11 protein-coding genes are annotated in these 20,844 nt (G+C 40.3%); 5 read left to right on the top strand and 6 right to left on the bottom strand.

Going from position 1 to position 20,844, the window contains the following annotated elements:
* Positions 1-189: 189 nt before the first annotated feature.
* On the bottom strand, positions 190-3,063 hold the full coding sequence (locus tag RM541_RS08795; protein WP_311499784.1) for a glycosyl hydrolase 115 family protein: 2,874 nt from the start codon (positions 3,061-3,063) through the stop codon (positions 190-192).
* A gap of 144 nt (positions 3,064-3,207) precedes the next feature.
* Between RM541_RS08795 and RM541_RS08790 the strand changes: the two genes are divergently transcribed.
* Positions 3,208-4,557: a nucleoside hydrolase-like domain-containing protein gene (locus RM541_RS08790; protein ID WP_311499783.1), complete on the top strand. Its 1,350-nt coding sequence runs from the start codon at positions 3,208-3,210 to the stop codon at positions 4,555-4,557.
* A 137-nt stretch (positions 4,558-4,694) separates the two neighbouring features.
* Positions 4,695-6,203 (top strand): nucleoside hydrolase-like domain-containing protein, encoded by a 1,509-nt coding sequence (locus tag RM541_RS08785; protein WP_311499782.1) that lies wholly within the window; start codon positions 4,695-4,697, stop codon positions 6,201-6,203.
* 112 nt (positions 6,204-6,315) lie between these two features.
* Here the strand turns inward: RM541_RS08785 and RM541_RS08780 are convergent, their stop codons facing one another.
* Both RM541_RS08780 and RM541_RS08775 read right to left on the bottom strand, forming a co-directional pair.
* Positions 6,316-6,729, bottom strand: coding sequence for a DUF6691 family protein (locus RM541_RS08780; protein WP_311499781.1), 414 nt, complete (start codon positions 6,727-6,729; stop codon positions 6,316-6,318).
* Between the two features lie 5 nt (positions 6,730-6,734).
* Positions 6,735-7,292: a YeeE/YedE family protein gene (locus tag RM541_RS08775; protein WP_311499780.1), complete on the bottom strand. Its 558-nt coding sequence runs from the start codon at positions 7,290-7,292 to the stop codon at positions 6,735-6,737.
* Positions 7,293-7,432: 140 nt separating this feature from the next.
* Between RM541_RS08775 and RM541_RS08770 the strand changes: the two genes are divergently transcribed.
* A complete protein-coding gene (locus RM541_RS08770; RefSeq protein WP_311499779.1) occupies positions 7,433-7,822 on the top strand; it encodes a DUF302 domain-containing protein in 390 nt (129 codons plus the stop codon).
* A gap of 319 nt (positions 7,823-8,141) precedes the next feature.
* Here RM541_RS08770 and RM541_RS08765 read toward each other — a convergent pair whose 3' ends face one another.
* The 3 genes from RM541_RS08765 to RM541_RS08755 form a co-directional block, all read right to left on the bottom strand.
* On the bottom strand, positions 8,142-9,479 hold the full coding sequence (locus RM541_RS08765) for an MBL fold metallo-hydrolase (RefSeq protein ID WP_311499778.1): 1,338 nt from the start codon (positions 9,477-9,479) through the stop codon (positions 8,142-8,144).
* A 200-nt stretch (positions 9,480-9,679) separates the two neighbouring features.
* Positions 9,680-10,477 (bottom strand): sulfite exporter TauE/SafE family protein, encoded by a 798-nt coding sequence (locus RM541_RS08760; RefSeq protein WP_311499777.1) that lies wholly within the window; start codon positions 10,475-10,477, stop codon positions 9,680-9,682.
* A gap of 73 nt (positions 10,478-10,550) precedes the next feature.
* The gene (locus tag RM541_RS08755) at positions 10,551-11,183 is read right to left on the bottom strand and encodes a Crp/Fnr family transcriptional regulator (protein ID WP_311499776.1); all 633 of its coding nucleotides are present in this window, start codon (positions 11,181-11,183) and stop codon (positions 10,551-10,553) included.
* 343 nt (positions 11,184-11,526) lie between these two features.
* On the opposite strand from RM541_RS08755, the gene RM541_RS08750 reads away from it, so the two are divergent.
* Positions 11,527-12,501, top strand: coding sequence for an alpha/beta hydrolase (locus RM541_RS08750; protein WP_311499775.1), 975 nt, complete (start codon positions 11,527-11,529; stop codon positions 12,499-12,501).
* A 557-nt stretch (positions 12,502-13,058) separates the two neighbouring features.
* Complete coding sequence (locus RM541_RS08745) at positions 13,059-20,834, top strand: putative Ig domain-containing protein (RefSeq protein WP_311499774.1); 7,776 nt, start codon at positions 13,059-13,061, stop codon at positions 20,832-20,834.
* The last annotated feature ends 10 nt before the right edge of the window (positions 20,835-20,844 follow it).

The following is a 20,844-nucleotide window of genomic DNA, read 5'->3' as shown; positions in this document are numbered from 1 at the left end:
GTAAAATCTTGAGTAGGTCTATATATGGGTCCAATGCTTCTTGTTTAAAAAACAAAAATCAAACTATTATTTCAATTCACACACAACTTTTGAGATTGATCCTGGATCAAGAATAAATGCTGTGGGTTAGACAAAATTTAGACTTGACCAATAAACTTCTATAGTTTTTCAATGCTCTTGCTGGATCCTTTAATCAACATAACTACTTTCTGGAGGACCCAGGTAACTTGGCTTTAAGCCACCTGCGTCTATAACGAATTTCTGAATAACTATCCCCGGGTCCATTGCCCATACTTTTAGAGTATGAATACCAGCTTTTATGTCTTTATGTTCTGAAATGCTTTTCTTGACGTGGTCAGCCACAGATTGAGTCCACCAGTCTGCATATTCCCAATCGGGTTTAATTTCGTTTTCGTTAATATTAATTATTTGTGGTTCCTCGTCATCGATGGCGATTGCAAATTTTAGACCTTCATTTTTCTGGTAATTTTGAGTGGGAGAAACATAAGTCTCAACGCTCAGGTTTGCATCTTCAAACGTGGTAAATTTATATTCAACCATGGCGGTTTTCCCATTTGGCTCCTGCCTTTCGGCGTCCATAGGATTAACAAGAATTGAAGAACCGGTACGACCTAAATTAGGAACCACTTTCCAGGAAACATTTTCACCTTCTCTGTTATGGGAGAAATTTTCAGCTTCAATCGCAATTACTCCGTTGTTCTCTACGAATCCGGAAACTTTCGGCAAGTCCGTAGTAATCGGTACTTCTACCGTGTAACTTTGCCCTTTACTTGAAATTTCTATTTTACCCCTGGAAGTTCCTTTGGGAACATTTTCCCAATCTATGCTAACATATACTTTCTCGTTATATTGAATTAATCCTTTATTTGAGGAAAGATTTATCCATTCATCTTTGGTCTTGATCTCATAAGAAAGTTCTTTGTTACCTCTGTTGAAGATTTCTATATAGTATTCTTGATCATTAACAGGATCAAAAGCCGAAAAAGATTCACTATACAATCCATCCCCTTCTACACTGAAGCCATGCCAGGAAGGCTCAGTTCCGTATTCCAAAATATATCCAAGCGTAGCAGTATCACGCTCCTGAATATAGGAAACTGAGGGCATTTTATTAGCTGGTGGATGATTCCAACTTGTGTATCCCAGGTGAGTTTGCGACATCATGTGATTCCATTTTCCATCAGCCATCTCTTCATGGAATTGCCTGGTTAAATCTGCATTTTTTTCAAATAGTTCTTTTACGGTATCAGCATATCGATTTGCAACCGTTGCGCCCAGTTCAGCATAAAATTCATTTTTAGCTGCAGCTATGTACATTTCATTAACATTCGCGGACATTTCTAGTGGGGCATGAACAAGCTGCTGATAGGCTGCTTTATAGTTTTCAGGAAGTTCAGTTAATAATGCTTCACTTTTTACAGTTAGATTTCTGAATTCACTTAAAATGTTATCTGCTTCCTTATAATTCTCAATACTGTACGTTTCCGGAGTTATCATTTCTGGAGTTCTTCTTGCATTATATTTAGTATACAATGAAAGAATTTCAGCTATGTCAGCTGCGTGTTTACTTCCAAATTGTTGTGCTGCCCAGTCCACATAATATTCCGGAAGGTTATCTGCATTTGTACTGTCTACATCCCACGCCATATCCAGAAAAAAGCTGATAGGCAGTTCCATTGGCTTGATATCACCGACATTAGCAATCCACAATTCATCCACTCCCCATTCATAGGTAAGCTGCATCTGTTCCCAAACCCTTTCAATTTGCGTAACATTTTGCCATCTGTAGGATACAGGTGCTCCCACATAATCAAAATGATAATACATTCCGAAACCACCTTCGTAGGTACTGTCTTCCTTTTTGGGTAGTATTCTAACATTGCCCCAGTTATCGTCGCTAAACAGAATAATAATATCATCATCTACCCGCATCCCTTTATCATAATACTCCTGAACTTCTTTATAAATAGCCCAAACCTGTGGAGTTTCTTCAGCAGGTTTTCCCGTGACATCAGCTATTATTTCCCGTTGATCGGAAATTATTTCCTGGAGTAGATCTACAGCGGCACCCTCACTCATTGCTTCGTCACCATCTCCACGCATTCCCACCGTAACCACACTCTCATAATCCTTCATTCGCTCAACACCACCTTTCCAGAACTCCTGAAGTTTTTCTTTGTTGGTTTCATAATTCCACGCACCACCTCTGTAGCGTCCCCATTCGTCATGTGCACGCATCATAGGTTCGTGATGACTGGTAGAAATTACAATTCCATATTCATCGGCAACTCTAGGATTCGAGGGGTCATCTTCAGCAAAAACTGTAGGAAGCCACATTGCAGGCCAAAGAAAGTTGGCCTTCTTCCGAAGCAGTAATTCGTAAACTTTCTCATAAAATTCATGATTAAATCCTCCAAACTTTTCTTTTGCCCAATTTCTTAATGCCGGGGATTCATCATTTAAAAATATTCCTCTATACTTAACAGAGGGCGCATCAGAAACATATTCAAGAGGTTCCAGACTTAGAAGTTCACTCTTTTCAGTGGGTACATCTGCCCAATAGTACCAGGGAGAGACTCCCATTTTTTCGGATAGGCTGAAGACTCCAAAAGCAACTCCTCTTCTGTCACTTCCTATAATAACCAGCGCATTCTTTACACCAGGAAAAGGATCTTTAATAGTTTGTATGATATAACGTTCCCATTGATCTTTTATAGGATCGACATTTATTCTTCCCTGATCGATTAACTGGTTAACTAAACGGTTATTTCCTACAGTAGCTAAAATGATCATATTGCTATCTGTTGTCTTATCAGCTTCGGATACACTGGGTTTCCTGCCAGTGACTCTCTCAATGTCTTCCGCTAAAAATTCAGCAGATTTCTTTATCAGGATGTTCTCAGAGGAATCATAAAAAATATTGGCTTCTCCAGAATCAGAAACAATCGGAAAATTTTTTATCTCATTTCTGGAAGTGCTAATATTTATTTGAGAATATAAAAATGGAGGGATTAGCAGGAAGATTATTAAGTAAGATTTCATAACTATTGATTAATTTTACTGGTAAATATAACGCAATCGATTGCGTATTTGCAAAAAATGAAGTAAATTTATTTTCAATTAATAAACCTAGATCCCATTCACATATTTTAGCATTTAATTTTTTCTCAATAATTAAGTTTACCTATGAAGTCAGTTTCTTTAAAAATCTTATTTTCTTCTTTTTCGTTATTGCTTTTTATACAGCCACTTTGCGCTCAACTTTTAGAAAACAGAACTCATAGTTATAAACCGAGGGTAATTAACACCACCGATTTAGGCGCCGATCCAGACGATGAGCAGTCTATGGTACGTCAATTGGTTAGTGCAAATGAATTTGATATTGAAGGTTTAATTGTAGCTACGGGTTGCTGGAAAAAGTCGCAGAACAATACGGATATGCTGGACAAGCTTGTCGAAGCTTATTCTCAGGCATATCCCAACCTGAAAACTCATGCTGACGGGTATCCTTCACCAGAATATTTAAAATCTATCTCTGTAATGGGACAGGATGAATATGGAATGGGGGATGTAGGTTCAGGTAAAGATAGTCCCGGGTCTGAACTAATTATTAAAGCTGTAGATAAAGATGATCCACGCCCTGTTTGGGTGATGGGGTGGGGTGGTATGAACACCGTAGCGCAGGCAATCTGGAAAATTCAGGAAACCCGTTCTCCAGCTGAACTGGAAAAATTCCTTTCCAAATTGCGCCTTTTCGATATTCTTGGTCAGGGTGATTCGGGTGCCTGGATCGCAAAAAACTTTCCGGAAGTTTTTTATATACGCGCCACCGAAGTTTACGGGTGGGCTCCTTCTGATGAGTATATCGATAAACATATTCAAAGCCATGGTCCCTTGGGTGCTGCCTATCCAGACCGCAAATATGCTACTGAAGGGGACACTCCTGCATTTATGCACGTATATCCTACAGGACTTAATGACCCGGAGCAAATCGAGCAGGGTGGCTGGGGCGGCCGATTTAGCTTTGCCAAAAAAGAGGGTATCCGAAGCATGTCGTGCGTGGAAGAAGAAAATGAAACCAAATATGATCCCTATTATATGTACGGGAATACTTCAGAAGGATCAGAAGCGATAAAACGATGGAGTGAAGCTTATAATAATGATTTTGCGGCCAGAATGGACTGGAGCATCACCGAAGATTATTCAGGTGCCAACCATCATCCTTTAGCTGTGTTAAACGGGGATCAAACCCGGCAGGTTCTGAAAATTAAAGCTGCTCCAGGTTCCACTGTTGCACTTAGCGCAGCGGGATCCAGTGATCCTGATGGTAATGCTATTAGCTACTCCTGGTCCTTTTATGACGAACCTAGTTCCTATGAAAAATCCGTTACAATTAGAAATAGTTCCTCAGTCTCTGCCACTGTTGAAATTCCTGAGGATGCTGGAAATAAAACCATTCATGTTATACTGGAAGTTCATGATGACGGGGAACCAAATTTATTTGCGTATCGGCGTGTGATAATTAGTGTCAATTAACTATCCCAGTATATACAAATCGGTTATGTTTGTTGGTAAGTAAAAACTTTAATTTAAGAGAAGCAATGAAATTCTTTAGTCTATCTATTATTTATTTCTTATTCCTGTCAGTTTCGTATTCGCAATCTGCGACAATAATGGGAATTGTTAAAGATAAGTCCACATTACTTCCGGTTAAAGGAGCTGAAGTTAAATTGCTAAAATCAGACGTCAATGTTAAGACTGATAAAGAGGGAAAATTTGAAATAGAAATTGCTGCTCTTTCAACCTCTAATTCCATTGATTCACTAATTGTTTCAGATAATCGGTACTGGCCCCAGCAGGTAAAACTGCAAGGTTTAGATACATCAAATCTGGAAATTAAACTCAATGCAGCAAAGCACAGACTAATTGTAACTTCCGATCTTGGGGGCGCAGATCCTGACGATGAACAATCGATGGTTCATCTGTTGCTGGGCGCTAACGAATTTGATCTGGAAGGATTGATCATGGGATTAGCCTGGCTAAAGGCTGATCAAAACCAACCGGGAGTTGAACCACTGCGAGCGATAATTGATGCCTACGAAAAAGTGTATCCAAACTTGAAAATACATGCTAACGGATATCCTACTCCTGGTTATCTACGTTCCATTGTAGCCGTGGGACAAACCTTACCAAACAGGTCAGGTGTGGGAGGTGATAAAGCTTCCCGGGGTTCAGAATTAATAATTAAAGTAGTTGATAAGGCTGATGATCCTCGTCCGGTTTGGTTGAATGCCTGGGGAGGTGCAAATACTATTGCACAGGCGCTATGGACAGTGAAGCAAACCCGTTCTAAAGAGGAGGTCTCTCAATTCATCAACAAGATTAGAATATTTGACATACTTGGACAGGATGATGCTGGAGCCTGGATGGCGAAAACTTTTCCTGATCTAGTTTATATACGCACCAAATCTATATATGGTTGGGCTCCCTCTGATGAGTGGATAAGCAATAACGTCCAAAGCCACGGACCGATGGGTGAAGTCTATCCCAACAGGAGATGGGCTACAGAAGGTGATTCTCCAGCCTTTTTTCATGTATGGTCCAATGGTTTAAATAATCCTGATGAAATCGATCAGGGTGGATGGGGCGGACGCTTTCAAACCAAAAAGGAGGATGGTATAAGGGTAATGGATATAGCTGCCAAAACTCCGGGTCTGGATGAAAAACGTTATGATCCCTACTATATGTTTACGAATACGTCTGAAGGTATGGAAGCGATTAATCGTTGGAAACAGCATATCCACAACAATCTGCAGGCCCGTATGGACTGGAGTATTTCAGAAAATTACGAAGATGCCAACCATCACCCTGTAGCTATTTTAAATGGAGATGAAACAAAGCAAATATTGGAAATAAAAGCCGCACCGGGTTCAACTGTTGAACTTAGCGCAGCGGGTTCCAACGATCCAGATAGAGACAGCTTACAATATTCCTGGTCCTTTTATGACGAACCAAGTTCCTATGATGGACCCGTAAAAATTCAAAATAGCTCATCAATTTCAGCCACTGTTGAAATTCCGGAAGATGCTGATGGTAAGAATATTCATATTATACTACAAATTCATGATGACGGGAAACCCAACCTCTATGCTCTTAGGCGTGCAATTATTAGGGTGGAGTAATTATCTTAAAAAAGTTCGTATATAACTGAAATTCATTTAAGTTATTAACTTCTATTGGATAAGATTATATTATGATGCCCGATATTTGCCATTTATAGAGGTTGGTTTAATTCTAATGCGGCAATTTATCCCGTAGAAGTCCATAAATAAAAGTTCCCAATAAAGCGCCCAAAAGCACCACCAGAATAGAGGCATATCCAGCCCCGATTAACGTATAAATAGGGCCGGGGCAGGAACCGGCAAGTGCCCAGCCGAGTCCAAAAATGATCCCGCCATACATATACCTGCTAAAGCTTTTTTCCTTCGGAGTAAACTGAATAATTTTCCCGTCTATTGACTTTAACTTGTACTTCTTAATAAGGTAAGTGCCCAGCACGCCCAGTGCCAGCGCAGAACCCATAATACCATACATGTGAAAGGACTGAAACTGAAACATTTCATAAATCCTGAACCAGGATGCGGCTTCACTTTTAAACATTACAATCCCAAAGATAATCCCAATCAATAAAAATTTTAAATACTTCATATTTCTTAAAAAATTAAAGGAAACAATAGGTGAATCATTACAAGACCACCAATAAAAAATCCGATTACAGCGGTAAGTGAGGGTAACTGCAGGTTGCTAAGACCGGAAATGGCGTGTCCTGAAGTACATCCACCGGCATATCTCGCGCCAAATCCAATTAACAGTCCGCCTGTAAGCAGAATGATTAGCGATTTAGGATCTGATAAAGCATCTGTTGCAAAAAGTTCATTTGGAAGATAAGCCTCTCCTGCACTCTCAAATCCCAGGTTTTCTAGGGTGGAAATAGTATCAGGATTTATAGCTACAGCAGTATCGCTGCTTAAAAAATTTGCAGCTATAAATCCGCCGGTAATCGCTCCTGCTACGACTACCAGGTTCCATCGCTGCGATCTCCAGTCGAATGCAAAAAAATCTGATTTTCTTCCGGCACCTCCTATACTACACATGGTGCGCAGGTTGGACGACATTCCGAAGGTTTTACCTCCAAACAGTAACAAAAACATTATTCCGGCAATAAGCGGCCCCGAAACATACCACGGCCAAGGTTCTAAAATCCAGTTCATATATTATATTATTTATAGGCTGCAAAGTAAACATGATTTTAATCATTGCACAGTAACATATGTTACAATAATTTATTCTAGTAAATGCTTCTTTACAACGAATGGAAAAAGTAAATTACATTAAATCAAAAACTTAAATTATGAGTTATTATTTTTCAAAAGTCCTCAATGATTCATTTGAAGACGCAATAGATAAAGTTACCAGGGGTCTGAAAGAAGAAGGCTTTGGAATTCTTACTGAAATTGACGTTAAGGAAACTTTTAAAAAGAAACTGGATGTAAATTTTAGGAAATATAGAATTCTGGGGGCATGTAATCCTGAAATGGCGCACAAAGCTATTTCTGAAGAAAGCAAAATTGGAACGATGTTACCCTGTAATGTTATCGTCCAGGAGACAGAAGAGGGTAAAACTGAGATTGCTGCCGTCGATCCCGTTGCATCCATGAGTGCTGTTGGAAATAAAGAGCTGGGAGACATAGCCGGGGAGGTGCGATCCAAACTCAAGAGTGTTATTGAAAGATTAGCTTAGATAATTTTCCGCAGGATACTTAAAAATTATTGAGGAGAATGGACGTGAGCATAAAATTATTTAATCCCGAATACCACTATAGAATTCGGGATTAATTTGTTGCTTCAAAGCATTAAACAGGCTGTTTTCGTGAAATAATTATGTTCGTTCCAAATGAACTTCCTGCCACTCCTTTTGGAAATTCGGGCGGAGTTTTAACTTCTATTTTCTCATTAAGCACCCGGAGAAGAAATTTCTCCTTTTCTGTCCATTTTCCACTCAAGATCTACTTGATATCCATGTGCTTCCGCAGTATCTTAATAAAAAGCTATATCCTGTTTTATTTGAATTCCTGAATTGCTTCGCTAAGATCAAAAACCTTTTGATCTTTAAACCTGTTCTCCAGTATACTGCTTCCGGCAGCCGAACGATATCCACCCGCACAATGCACAACAAAAGATTTGTCATTTGGTAACTCATTTGCACGGTCTCTCAATTCGTTCAGCGGAATTCCTATAGCGTTATCAAAAATTTTGCCTTCTGCGAGTTCACTTTCGTTCCTAATATCTACAATTGTGTAATCCTCTTTGTTGTTTTTAAAGTTTTCCAGATCAAATTCATCTGATTTCCCTGAGACCTTCTCGCTTAGCGTAACTACTCCTTTCATTTGTTTCTCATAGCCAATTTTGGCTGTCCTTTCAAGCAGTTCATCAATATCTTCTACAGAGCTCACGGCAAGATAGAACGGCTCATTAGGTTCAATAATTGCTCCCAGCCAGGTTTCGTATTTGTCACTTTCTGTACGTGACATAATGTTAATGCTGTCCGGCAAATGTCCATTTTTGTAAGCAGCTTCATCCCTTACATCTACCACTTTAATTCCTTCTTCAACTTTATCTGCAGCTATTTTTAGAGGTACACGGTATTTTTCCTGCTGTACATTTCCGGCACCATTGCGGTTAAGATCTACGTTAAATCCAAAATATGAGGGTATAAATGGCTGATCTTTAAGGATCTCTTCTACAAACTCTTCTTCAGTCTGATCCTTAAATGCCCAGTTTCCCATGCGCTCATCTCCTAAAGTGCTGGAAGGTGAAGCACTCATATTCTTACCACATAAAGATCCTGCTCCATGCGCAGGATACACCAATGCGCTATCTGGCAGATCATTAAATTTTGTTTGCATGGTGTTATACATGGCTTTGGCCAGTTCCACTCGTTTAGCAGTCATATTTCCGGCTTTTTCCCGAAGATCAGGTCGGCCCACATTGCCAATAAAGAGCGTATCGCCAGTAAATAAAGCCGTTTTGCCACCTTCTTCGGCCACGAAAGTTAAACTGTCCGGGGAGTGCCCCGGCGTATGTAAGGGTCGGATAGTAATTTTGCCAATTTTCGTACTCTGCCCTTCATCAAAAGTTTCGTGCGGATAACTTACTCCTACATGTTCGCTTATATAGATAGTAGCACCGGTTTCTTTGTGGATTTGTAAATGTCCGCTTACAAAATCTGCGTGAGGGTGGGTCTCAAATACTGCTACAATTTTGGCGTTATGCTCTTCCGCAAACTTGTAGTATTGCCGCGGATTTCTGCTGGGATCAACTAAAGCCATTTCGCCTTCACTTACAATAGCATAAGAATAATGAGCCAATGGTTCGTCTTTAAATTGTTCTATTTTCATCTCTTTCAATTCAAGTTAATTCTAATTCAGAAATGCACTCCGCCATTTCCTTTAATATTTACTACTGCAAAAATACCTTCAAAATGAGCATTATGCAGTAACATTTGTTACACAATTCATTGCTAACAAATTCAACTGCTTCAACTTAAGCCTTTGCAGTGCTTCTGTGGATTCAAAATTTTGAAGCTTAAAAAGAATACTTAAGATAATTCTTTCCAGATAATATATATTCCCATTACAAGAACAAACCATCCAAAGCTCTTTTTAAGTTTTTCACCATCAATAAACTTATTTAAATACCCTCCAATAAAAATCCCAAGGATGGAAAGGCCTGAAAAAATTAAAAGAAAATTCCAGTCTATATCCAGGTTCTGCACATCCCCGATAAAACCAATAAGAGATTTTATCGCTATAATAAGGAGGGAAGTTGCAACAGCTTTTTTCATTGGTAATTTTGCCAGCAGCACAAGGGCAGGAATGATTAAAAATCCACCACCGGCACCTACAATCCCTGTAAGCATTCCCACTACTATCCCTTCAATGACAATTAGCGGATAGTTATATTCTACTTTAGATCCCTTCACTTTGTTTTTACCATTATCTCTGATCATTGAAATGGATGCCACGACCATAATAATTGCGAAAAACAACATGATCCCGATACTCTTGGTTACTTCAAAGCCCCATAGCGTGAAAATTTGTTCTGGTATTGCAGGAACAAGAAACTTCCTTGTACTATATACAGCTATAAAAGCTGGAATGGAAAACACAATTGCAGTACGGAAATCCACCAATTTCTTCTTCATAAAATTGACCGCTCCTACAAGAGATGATGTTCCTACCACAAAAAGGGAATATGCTGTTGCTGTAACGGGATTTACCGCTAACAGGTAAACCAGCACGGGTACCGTGAGAATTGAGCCCCCACCTCCAATAAGTCCAAGTACAATCCCAATTACCAACGCACCTAAATATCCCAGGAAATCCATTAATTCCATTTTTTTGTTTTATTCAGTGCAAAAGTAATTTTCAATCGCTCATCTGGCAGTAACAAAAGTTACAGACTTGAGCTTAGAGATCATAAACCACCAGATGATTGCGTTGCAGAAGAATTTTCCCCTCCAGTTCAAGTTTTTTTAATAATCTTGAAATAACCACTCGCGAGGTGTTTAAATCATAAGCTATTTGCTGATGTGTGACCTGTAATTCCTGCGATTGATTTATTTTGGCTTTGTCCTGAAGGTAGCGTAGCAGGCGCTGGTCCATGTTCATAAATGCTAAGGTGTCTATAGTTTCAAGCATTTCTGATAGCCGGGACTGGTAACTTTCAAAAACAAAATTTCTCCAGCTTTTAAACATGGTGGTCCATTCCTCAATCTTTGCAATGGGCACCAGGATGTATTGTGTATCCTTTTCGGCTACTGCTCTTATCTCGCTCTTGGTCTGGCCAAGGCAGCAGGAAAGAGTAAGAGCACAGGTGTCACCTCGTTCCAGGAAATAAAGCAATAATTCATTACCTTCTTTATCTTCACGTAAAATTTTAATCGCTCCCTCCAGAAGTAAAGGCATAGAAGTAATATAATTACCTATATCCATAATAATCTCACCTTCCCTGGCAGATTTTAAAATGCCCGTTTTAGAAATTTCCTCAAGCAGTTCCTTTTCAAAAATAAACCCGTAAGCATTATTGAGCTCTTGTAGCATAGATAATTTTTTAGAAGGGCTTAAGTTAATGTATAATTTCAAATTTCCGAATTCCATAAAGGTAAAGAGGTCAACTAAAGGTCGATAATTGCCATTTTTGGGCTGCCTCTTATTTTCTTCGGAATAGGTTTTTTACTGAAGAAATTTCAGCAGGAAAAATTTTTTAAAAGAAGAGAAAATGTGCTTTTGAAGGCCAAAATGTAGCTATTACAGCTGAAAAATCTGTATAAACCATGGTTCAGCAGCAAAAATTGACTGTAATTGGTATATTTAGAGGGGAATTAAGTCTTTCTGTATAAATTGGCTATAATTCAGTCATTCCTGCTGAATAGAAAAAGGTATAATGAAGAAATTAAGCATTTTAAAGCATAGTCTTTTTTGCACATTCATCACTATGTGCAGTTTTAGCACCGGCTTTGCACAAGATGAGGTAATAAATCTTTATGATGAAGCTATTCCCGCTGCAATAACTTCAGAAAACTATAAAGAGCAACCTGAAATTGACACCGAAGGAAACCTTAAACGTATCAGAAAAGTCTCCAATCCCACCCTCAGCGTATTTTATCCCAAAGAGCGCAATGGCACGGCTGTCCTTATTTTTCCGGGCGGGGGATACGGGCACCTCGCGGTACAGGCAGAAGGGAGTAAAGTTGCTCACTGGTTTAATAAAATCGGGATAACTGCTTTCGTTCTAAAGTACCGGCTACCTTCCGATGAAATTATGAAGGAAAAATCGCTTGCTCCTTTAACTGATGCACGGCAGGCGATCAAAAAAGTAAGGCAGAACGCCGAAAAATATAAGATAGATCCGCAAAAAATAGGGGTTATCGGATTTTCGGCAGGGGGACACCTGGCTGCAAGTCTCTCCACGCGGTTCGCAGAAGATTTGTATTCTGAAATCGCTGAAGTCTCTGCACGCCCTAATTTTAGTATACTTATTTATCCGGTAATCTCCATGCTGGATGCTTATACTCATTTTGGTTCGCGTGAAAATCTCTTAGGAACTGCACCTTCAGAAGATGTAATTCAACAATTTTCAAATGAAAACCTCGTAACAGAACAAACTCCGCCAACTTTTCTCGTCCATGCCACAGATGATCAGGCAGTGCCTGTGGAAAACAGCCTTGTTTACTACAGTGCCTTAAAAGAAAGAAATGTACCCGTAGAACTTCATATTTATGAAAAAGGAGGCCATGGATTTGGTTTGGGACATGATGGCACCCAACAATATTGGCCTGCGACACTGGAAAAATGGCTGCAGCAGCATTCTTATCTAAAATTTTCCGAAAATTCTTCAAAAGATCTGAAGAAGCCATAAACAATCTGAAGGAGTTTTTCTCAGTTATCCCGTTGAGCTGGAAACTGCAGGTCGAAATTTGGCAATTGCCGCACCTAGTTTTGGAGGTGATACATCTGCATATTTTAACATTCCTTCTCTTCAGAAATTCTACTCTTAAATGGCAGTTTTTATGCCCGGGGTAATAGATATTCGCTGTTTAAAATACAAATCGTAAGAAATTGAAAACTAATTAATAGGAATATTCTTCGTATAACGAGGAAAATTTAGTTTATCTAAATTTCAGGTTGTTCATCGAAAATAGTGCTAACTATTTCTACAAATTCCTATCTTAGATGAAGGATTAATCTGTACCCTATCTTCAGTTCTTCCGATTAGAAAATGTTTTTCTTACATAATGCCGTGTACGTCGTTTGTCCTACCCCTTCCTAAAGGATATTTCGCGAAATTTTTCCCCATTAAAAATTATAGTGTATAAGGTCTTTAGATGAATTGCCTTTCGTGAAGTCTTAATAACAGTTATTTCTGAAGCACTTTCATCTTCATATTCGAATCTGTCTAACCTAAATATTTTTGTTATGGAGCAAAATTACGAGCGTCTCACATACTCCATTATTATCACATTACTGATCCTGTTTTTCCATTTTTATAATGTTAACGCGCAGAGTTTTTCGCAAAAAGAGCTGAATTTTAATGGAAAAGGAAAACTCAATAACGGTACTTCTCTCATGTTTGGACCAGATGAGCGTCTCTACGTAGCCGAATATACAGGTGAGATCAAAATCCTATCCCTCGAGCGTACGGGTCCAGGGGATTATATGGTTACTGATGTAGAGATATTACAGCAAATCCAGAGTATTCCAAATTACAATGATGATGGAACTTCTTTTTCTTCGACTTATAGAGAGACAGTAGGTCTTACCGTTACAGGTACATCAGAGCACCCGGTGATCTATGTGGCTTCCAGCGATTTTCGTATAGGTGGCGGTGGAGGAGGTGGCAGTGGCGATGTGGATCTGGATACCAACTCCGGAATCATTACCCGCTTCAGTTGGAATGGTACAGGTTGGGATGTGGTGGATATCGTACGTGGTCTCCCCAGGTCTGAAGAAAACCACGCTACTAACGGTATGGAATTCCGCACCATTAAAGGTGAGGATTATCTGATTGTTGCACAGGGAGGGCATACTAATGGTGGAAGCCCTTCGGTTAACTTTGCACATACTACAGAGTATGCGCTCTCTGCCGCTATTCTTTCGGTGAACCTTAGCATGCTCGAAAATATGCCTGTTCAGGAAGATAATGGGAGAAAATACATATATGATCTCCCCACGGTAGATGATCCTACCCGTCCGAATATCAATGGAATTACAGATCCCGATGATCCTGCTTATGACGGAATTGATATTAACGATCCCTTTGGGGGCAATGATGGCCTAAACCAGGCGAAAATTGTTGAAGGTGGACCGGTCCAAATTTTTTCTCCCGGTTACCGTAATGCCTATGATCTGGTCATTACCGAAAGCGGTGCTGTTTATGTTACAGATAATGGTGCGAATGGAGGCTGGGGAGGTTTTCCTGTAAATGAAGGAACAGCAAATGTCAACAACAATTACGATCCTGCCGAACCGGGAAGTACTTCTTTTAGTAATGGAGAAAAGATCAATAATAAGGATCATTTAACCCTGGTAACGCAGGATATTCAAAATTATCAATTCGGAAGTTTTTATGGAGGTCACTGTACTCCCATACGGGCTAATCCTCATGGAGCAGGTTTATATACCAATCCTGCTGGTACCGGAACAACAGGCGCAGTGTTTCGTACCTTGAAATACCACCCAAACCCAACTTCAGCAGGTTATACTTCAGATCCTCATCTTGCTTTACCGGCCGACTGGCCTCCGGTTTTAAAAGCTAATTCTGTAGAGGGAGATAATCGCTCTCCTGGAGATCTCAATCCAGATGGAGAGAAGGATGTTCTGGTCACTATCTGGGGAACTAATACCAATGGGATAGATGAGTATACTGCATCAAATTTTGATGGTTCCATGAAAGGCGACTTAATAGCGGGCGTTAATACCGGTGTGTTGAGACGAGTGGAGTTAAAAGCGGATGGAACTCTTGAAAAATTAACCCCATCCTTTGCCTCAGGAATAGGAGGGGATGCACTGGGAGTAACCTGTAATAGTGATAACGATCCTTTTCCCGGTACAATCTGGGTGGCGACTTTGGGAGGGAAACTGGTGGTTTTAGAGCCGCAGGATTTTATAAACTGTGAACTCTCTCCTGAAGATGATTATGACCCATTAGCAGATAACGACTTTGATGGATATACCAATCAGGATGAATTTGATAATGGTACAGATCCCTGTAACGGAGCTTCCCAGCCGGGAGATTTCGACAAATCTTCAGACGGATTAATGATTTCAGACTTAAATGATCCAGATGATGATAATGATGGAATTCCGGATAAGGATGATCCTTTTCAGCTGGGAGATCCCTCTAAAGAAGGCAGTGACGCCTTTGTACTTCCAGTAACAAACCAACTCTTTTCCAGTAATACTAATCTGAATGGTTATATGGGACTTGGTCTTACAGGATTAATGAACAACGGCGATTCTAACCCAAACTGGTTAAACTGGCTGGATCGCCGGGACGATCCCAATGATCCAAATCCAAATGATATTCTTGGTGGGGCTATTGGTGCCATGACCATGCAAATGACTTCAGGGACGGCGCATGGAAGCAATAATACACAGGAAAAAGCTTTCCAGTACGGGGTGCAGACAAATTTTACGACCGGCATCTTTACTGTGGCGGGTGGTTTATTTAATTTTAATGCACCGCTTCAATTGTATGGAAACTCTCATGCGCCAAATGGTGAGCTGGGAATCTTTATAGGTGATGGTTCACAAAGTAACTACATCAAATTTGTTTTTACTCCCGGAGGAATAAGAGTGCAACAGGAGGTAAATGACATTCCCGGTGCACCAATAAATTATGATATTGCTGTTGAAGAGCGACCGGAATCGGGAGCTTCTTTATTTTTTATAATAGATCCCTCTACAGGTTTAATCAGGCTGGAGTATTCCATGGATTCGGATTCGGATGTACGCCGTGAAGTTGGAAGTATTTATGCTGAAGGGGCTATTCTTGATGCCATTCAGCAAAGAGGTATCGATCTGGCAGTGGGTCTTATTGGTTCTTCAAATGCAGAAGGTGTGGAGGTTGAAGGAACCTGGGATTTCTTAAATGTTACAGTAGATAATCCTTATGTGGTAAAACAGATCCCCGATATGGAAGTTAATTTAAATGGGGAAGAAAGTAATATAGACTTGAATAATTTCTTTAATGACAATAATGGTGTAGAGAATCTAACTTATTCTGTTCAGGGTAATACCAATTTAAAAGTTTCTACAGTAATTTCAGAGAATAATTTAATTATTGGTCATCCTTCCATTCCCACGATAGCGGGTATAATTATCCGTGCAACCGATGCTGAGGGGAAATTTACAGAGCAAACTTTTAAGGTGAAAGCTGTAGATCCAGATTCTGAGAAAAAGCCGGTACTTTATAGGGTAAATGCGGGTGGTCCGGTAATAACTTCCATAGATGCAGAGATGGATTGGAGCGGCGACACTTCTGTAAATCAATCTCCTTACCTGTCTCAACCCGGCGGTAACCGTACCATGATTTTTGGAATGACCGGATATGATTCGGGTGTGGATTTGGCCACTACCCCTAAGACCATATTTAATACAGAAAGGTTTGATGACAAGTCGGGAGAACCAAATATGACCTATTCATTTCCGGTAAATACAGCCGGGTTTTACCAGGTTAGACTCTATTGTGGAAACGGCTGGAGCGGAAGTTCTGCCCCGGGGCAGCGTGTTTTTGATGTAAAAATTGAAGGAGTTACACCTTCAGACTTAAACAAAGTGGATCTTTCCGCCAGGTTTGGTCATCAGATTGGTGGGGCGGTTCTCTATGATGTTTTGGTAACTGACGGAGCTATAGATATATCATTTATTCATCATGTGGAAAATCCGCTTTTAAATGGGATCGAAATTCTAAAGATTTCAGAAGGAAATCCAGTTATAGTCACTAAAGTAGACGACCAGATCAATCCTTCCGGAGAGGAAATGGAAAACGGCCTTCAGATCTTGGCTGATGGAGGGGATGGAGCTTTAAATTATACCATGACAGGGGCGCCACAAGGTTTAACTATGGATTCAGCTACCGGAAGAATCTCAGGAAATATTGATATCGATGCATATTTAAACAGTCCCTATACAGTCATGGTGGTTGTAGATGATGCAGATAATAAAACCGACGATGCTGAGGTTGTTAATTTTAAGTGGGTGGTAACTTCTGGCAAACCGGAGATTGTTCAGGCAATACCAGATCTGCAACGAAATATTAATGCTTCGGCTGACGAATTGCTTTTAGACACTTTTTTTGATGATAATGGTGGTGTGGAGAACTTAAGCTATACAATTGAGAAAAATACTGATACTGAAGTGGAGCCCGTCATAAATGGCAATATCCTTACTATTAATTATCCTTCCTCAACTGCGGAATCAGATATTACTATTCGGGCTACCGATCATCATGGGAATTATACTGAACAGATTTTCCAAATCAGGGTAATAGATGATTCAACAGGTATTCCTATTGAAATGGCTCCAATTGCTTCTCAGGAAAATCTTGTTGGAGATGAACTGGATGGAAGTTTTATTGTCACAGCCACAGGTGGGGATGGAACACTAATCTATTCCATGACAGGTGCGCCAGAAGGTGTTACTATAGACGCTGCCACAGGAGCTATTTCGGGAGTAATTGCTTCAGATGCTCATAATTATAGCCCTTATAACGTAACGATTACTGTAGACGACAGTGATGCAGAAAGTTCTGATGCTGTGGAAATCAGCTTCACCTGGACAATATTCTCAGGAGAACCTGTTGTTGCTGGAGTGATGCCCGATCTGGAACGATATGTTAATGCTCCCGATGAAGAAATACTTCTGGATACCTATTTTGATGATAATGATGAAATTCTCACTTACACTTTGCAAACCACAAATCCGGAAATAGGTGCTGTTGTTACAGGCAACAAACTCGCTCTTACCTATCCATCTTCTCCTGCGGTATCAGACATAACCATTCGGGCTACAGATACTGATGGGAATTTTGTGGAGCAGACCTTTGAGGTAAGTGTGATTTACGATCCTGCAGGTAATCCTATTGAAATGGCTCCAATTGCTTCTCAGGAAAACCTTGTTGGAGATGAACTGGATGGAAGTTTTAGTGTTACAGCCACAGGTGGGGATGGAACACTGATCTATTCCATGACTGGTGCGCCAGAAGGTGTTGTTATAGACGCTGCCACAGGAGCTATTTCGGGAGTAATTGCTTCAGATGCTCATAATTATAGCCCTTACAACGTAACGATCACTGTAGACGACAGTGATGCGGAAAGTTCTGATGCTGTGGAAATCAGCTTCATCTGGACAATACTCTCAGGAGAGCCTGTTATTGCTAAAATTATACAGGATATCGAACGATATATTGGTGCTCCCGATGAAGAAATACTTCTGGATACCTATTTTGATGATAATGATGAAATTCTCACTTACACTTTACAAAACACAAATCCGGAAATAGGAGCTGTTAGCACGGGTAATAAACTCGCTCTGAGTTATCCATCTTCTCCTGCAGTATCAAACCTAACAATTCGGGCTACAGATACTGATGGGAATTTTGTGGAGCAGACCTTTGGAATTATAATTAAAGAGGAGGAGATACCTCAGGAAAATATGGTGCTTTATCGGGTAAACACAGGTGGCCCTGCAATTCCAGCTATTGACGGAGAAATGGACTGGGGTGCCGATACTTCCGGGGGTAATTCGCCCTATCTGGTTCAGGCTGGAGGCAACCGAACCCTTAAATATGGAATGAAATCCTATCATCCAGATGTGGATCTTACTACTACCCCTACGGGTATATACAATTCAGAGCGTTATGATGACAAATCCGGTCCACCCAATATGACCTATTCTTTCCCCGTTTCCGCACCAGGATTTTATCAGGTTCGTTTGTACTTTGGCAATGGATGGAATGGTAGTTCCTCCCCTGGTCAACGTGTATATGATGTGGAAATTGAAGGTATTATACCTTCAGATCTAAATGATCTGGACCTCTCTGGCAGGTTTGGTCATCAGGTAGGTGGAATCGTGATTTACAATGCAGAGGTTCTTGACGGTGCTCTGGATATATCATTTATTCATCATGTGGAAAATCCGCTTATAAATGGAATAGAAATCCTTGGTGTTTCAGGAGGTAATCCGATTATAGTGGCAGACCTGGAGGATCAAGTTAATATTTCCGGAGAGGAACTGGACGGTAGCCTGGTAGTTTCTGCCAGTGGTGGTGAGGGTAATTTGAAGTATTCAATGACCGGTGCACCTTCAGGTTTAGTTATTGAGCCAACCAACGGCCAGATAGGAGGAACAATTGCTTCAGATGCTCATAAATTTAGTCCTTACAACGTCCTTGTCAATGTAGATGATAGTGATGAAGAAAGTTCTGATACTGTGGAAATCAGTTTCACCTGGACAATATTCTCAGGAGAGCCTTTTATAACTGAAGTGATGCCCGATCTGGAACGATATGTTAATGCTCCCGATGAAGAAATACTTCTGGATACCTATTTTGATGATAATGATGAAATTCTCACTTACACTTTACAAAACACAAATCCGGAAATAGGAGCTGTTATCACGGGTAATAAACTCGCTCTGAGTTATCCATCTTCTCCTGCGGTATCAGACATAACCATCCGGGCTACAGATACTGATGGGAATTTTGTGGAGCAGACTTTTGAGGTAAGTGTGATTTACGATCCTGCAGGTATTCCTATTGAAATGGCTCCAATTGCTTCTCAGGGAAATCTTGTTGGAGATGAACTGGATGGCAGCTTTGGCGTCACAGCCACAGGTGGGGATGGAACACTAATCTATTCCATGACAGGTGCGCCAGAAGGTGTTACTATAGACGCTGCCACAGGAGCTATTTCGGGAGTAATTGCTTCAGATGCTCATGATTATAGCCCTTACAACGTAACGATCACTGTAGACGACAGTGATGCGGAAAGTTCTGATGCTGTGGAAATCAGCTTTACCTGGACAATATTCTCAGGAGAGCCTTTTATAACTGAAGTGCTGCCAGACCAGGAACGATATGTTAATGCTCCCGATGAAGTAATACTTCTGGATACTTATTTTGATGATAATGATGAAATTCTCACTTACACTTTACAAAATACAAATCCGGAAATAGGTGCTGTTATCACGAACAATAAACTCGCTCTGAGTTATCCATCTTCTCCTGCAGTATCAGACATAACCATCCGGGCTACAGATACTGATGGGAATTTTGTGGAGCAGACCTTTGGAATTATAATTAAAGAGGAGGAGATACCTCAGGAAAATGTGGTGCTTTATCGGGTAAACGCAGGTGGCCCCGCAATTCCAGCTATTGACGGAGAAATGGACTGGGGTGCCGATACTTCCGGGGGTAATTCGCCCTATCTGGTTCAGGCTGGAGGCAACCGCACCCTTAAATATGGAATGAAATCCTATCATCCAGATGTGGATCTTACTACTACCCCTACGGGTATATACAATTCAGAGCGTTATGATGACAAATCCGGGCCACCCAATATGACCTATTCTTTCCCGGTGTCCACCTCGGGAATTTATGAGGTGCGCCTATATTTTGGCAATGGCTGGAAAGGAAGTTCCTCCCCGGGTCAACGTGTTTATGATGTGGAAATTGAAGGTATTATACCTTCAGATCTAAATGATCTGGACCTCTCTAGCAGGTTTGGTCATCAGGTAGGTGGAATTGTGATTTACAATGCAGAGGTTCTGGACGGTACTCTGGATATTTCATTTATTCATAATGTGGAAAATCCGCTTATAAACGGAATAGAAATTCTTGGTCCATCCCTGGAAAATAAAAAAGCAGAAGAATTTTTGCTAGATGCATATGAAAGTTCTGAGCAAGAGAGTCAGTGGGCAAAATCGGAGGAGGTTAAAGCATCAATTTTCCCTAATCCTGTTTCTTCAGAAGCTTATCTTCAGTTGTCTGATACGCAGGTAGAATTAAACGGAATTTCTTTATACGGGTATAGCGGACAAAAGATTAAAACCTATCCTAAGAAAGAACTTACGAAAATAGATGATGGACTGTACCTTTTCAAGGTTTCTGGTCTTCCTGACGGAATTTATATTATTCGGTTAGATACAGATATTTCCAATGCGATAAACATAAGACTCATCGTTAGGAATTAATTTGAAAATT

The organism is Autumnicola psychrophila (assembly GCF_031846645.1).
Taxonomy (GTDB): Bacteria; Bacteroidota; Bacteroidia; order Flavobacteriales; family Flavobacteriaceae; genus Autumnicola; species Autumnicola psychrophila.
This window is presented reverse-complemented; position numbering and strand designations above follow the sequence as displayed.

Coding starts and splice junctions, on each gene's coding strand:
- RM541_RS08775 (WP_311499780.1), bottom strand. CDS start 7,292: ATGAACTGGATTTTAGAACCTTGGCCGTGGTATGTTTCGGGGCCGCTT.
- RM541_RS08795 (WP_311499784.1), bottom strand. CDS start 3,063: ATGAAATCTTACTTAATAATCTTCCTGCTAATCCCTCCATTTTTATAT.
- RM541_RS08745 (WP_311499774.1), top strand. CDS start 13,059: ATGGAGCAAAATTACGAGCGTCTCACATACTCCATTATTATCACATTA.
- RM541_RS08755 (WP_311499776.1), bottom strand. CDS start 11,183: ATGCTACAAGAGCTCAATAATGCTTACGGGTTTATTTTTGAAAAGGAA.
- RM541_RS08760 (WP_311499777.1), bottom strand. CDS start 10,477: ATGGAATTAATGGATTTCCTGGGATATTTAGGTGCGTTGGTAATTGGG.
- RM541_RS08790 (WP_311499783.1), top strand. CDS start 3,208: ATGAAGTCAGTTTCTTTAAAAATCTTATTTTCTTCTTTTTCGTTATTG.
- RM541_RS08770 (WP_311499779.1), top strand. CDS start 7,433: ATGAGTTATTATTTTTCAAAAGTCCTCAATGATTCATTTGAAGACGCA.
- RM541_RS08765 (WP_311499778.1), bottom strand. CDS start 9,479: ATGAAAATAGAACAATTTAAAGACGAACCATTGGCTCATTATTCTTAT.
- RM541_RS08750 (WP_311499775.1), top strand. CDS start 11,527: ATGAAGAAATTAAGCATTTTAAAGCATAGTCTTTTTTGCACATTCATC.
- RM541_RS08780 (WP_311499781.1), bottom strand. CDS start 6,729: ATGAAGTATTTAAAATTTTTATTGATTGGGATTATCTTTGGGATTGTA.
- RM541_RS08785 (WP_311499782.1), top strand. CDS start 4,695: ATGGGAATTGTTAAAGATAAGTCCACATTACTTCCGGTTAAAGGAGCT.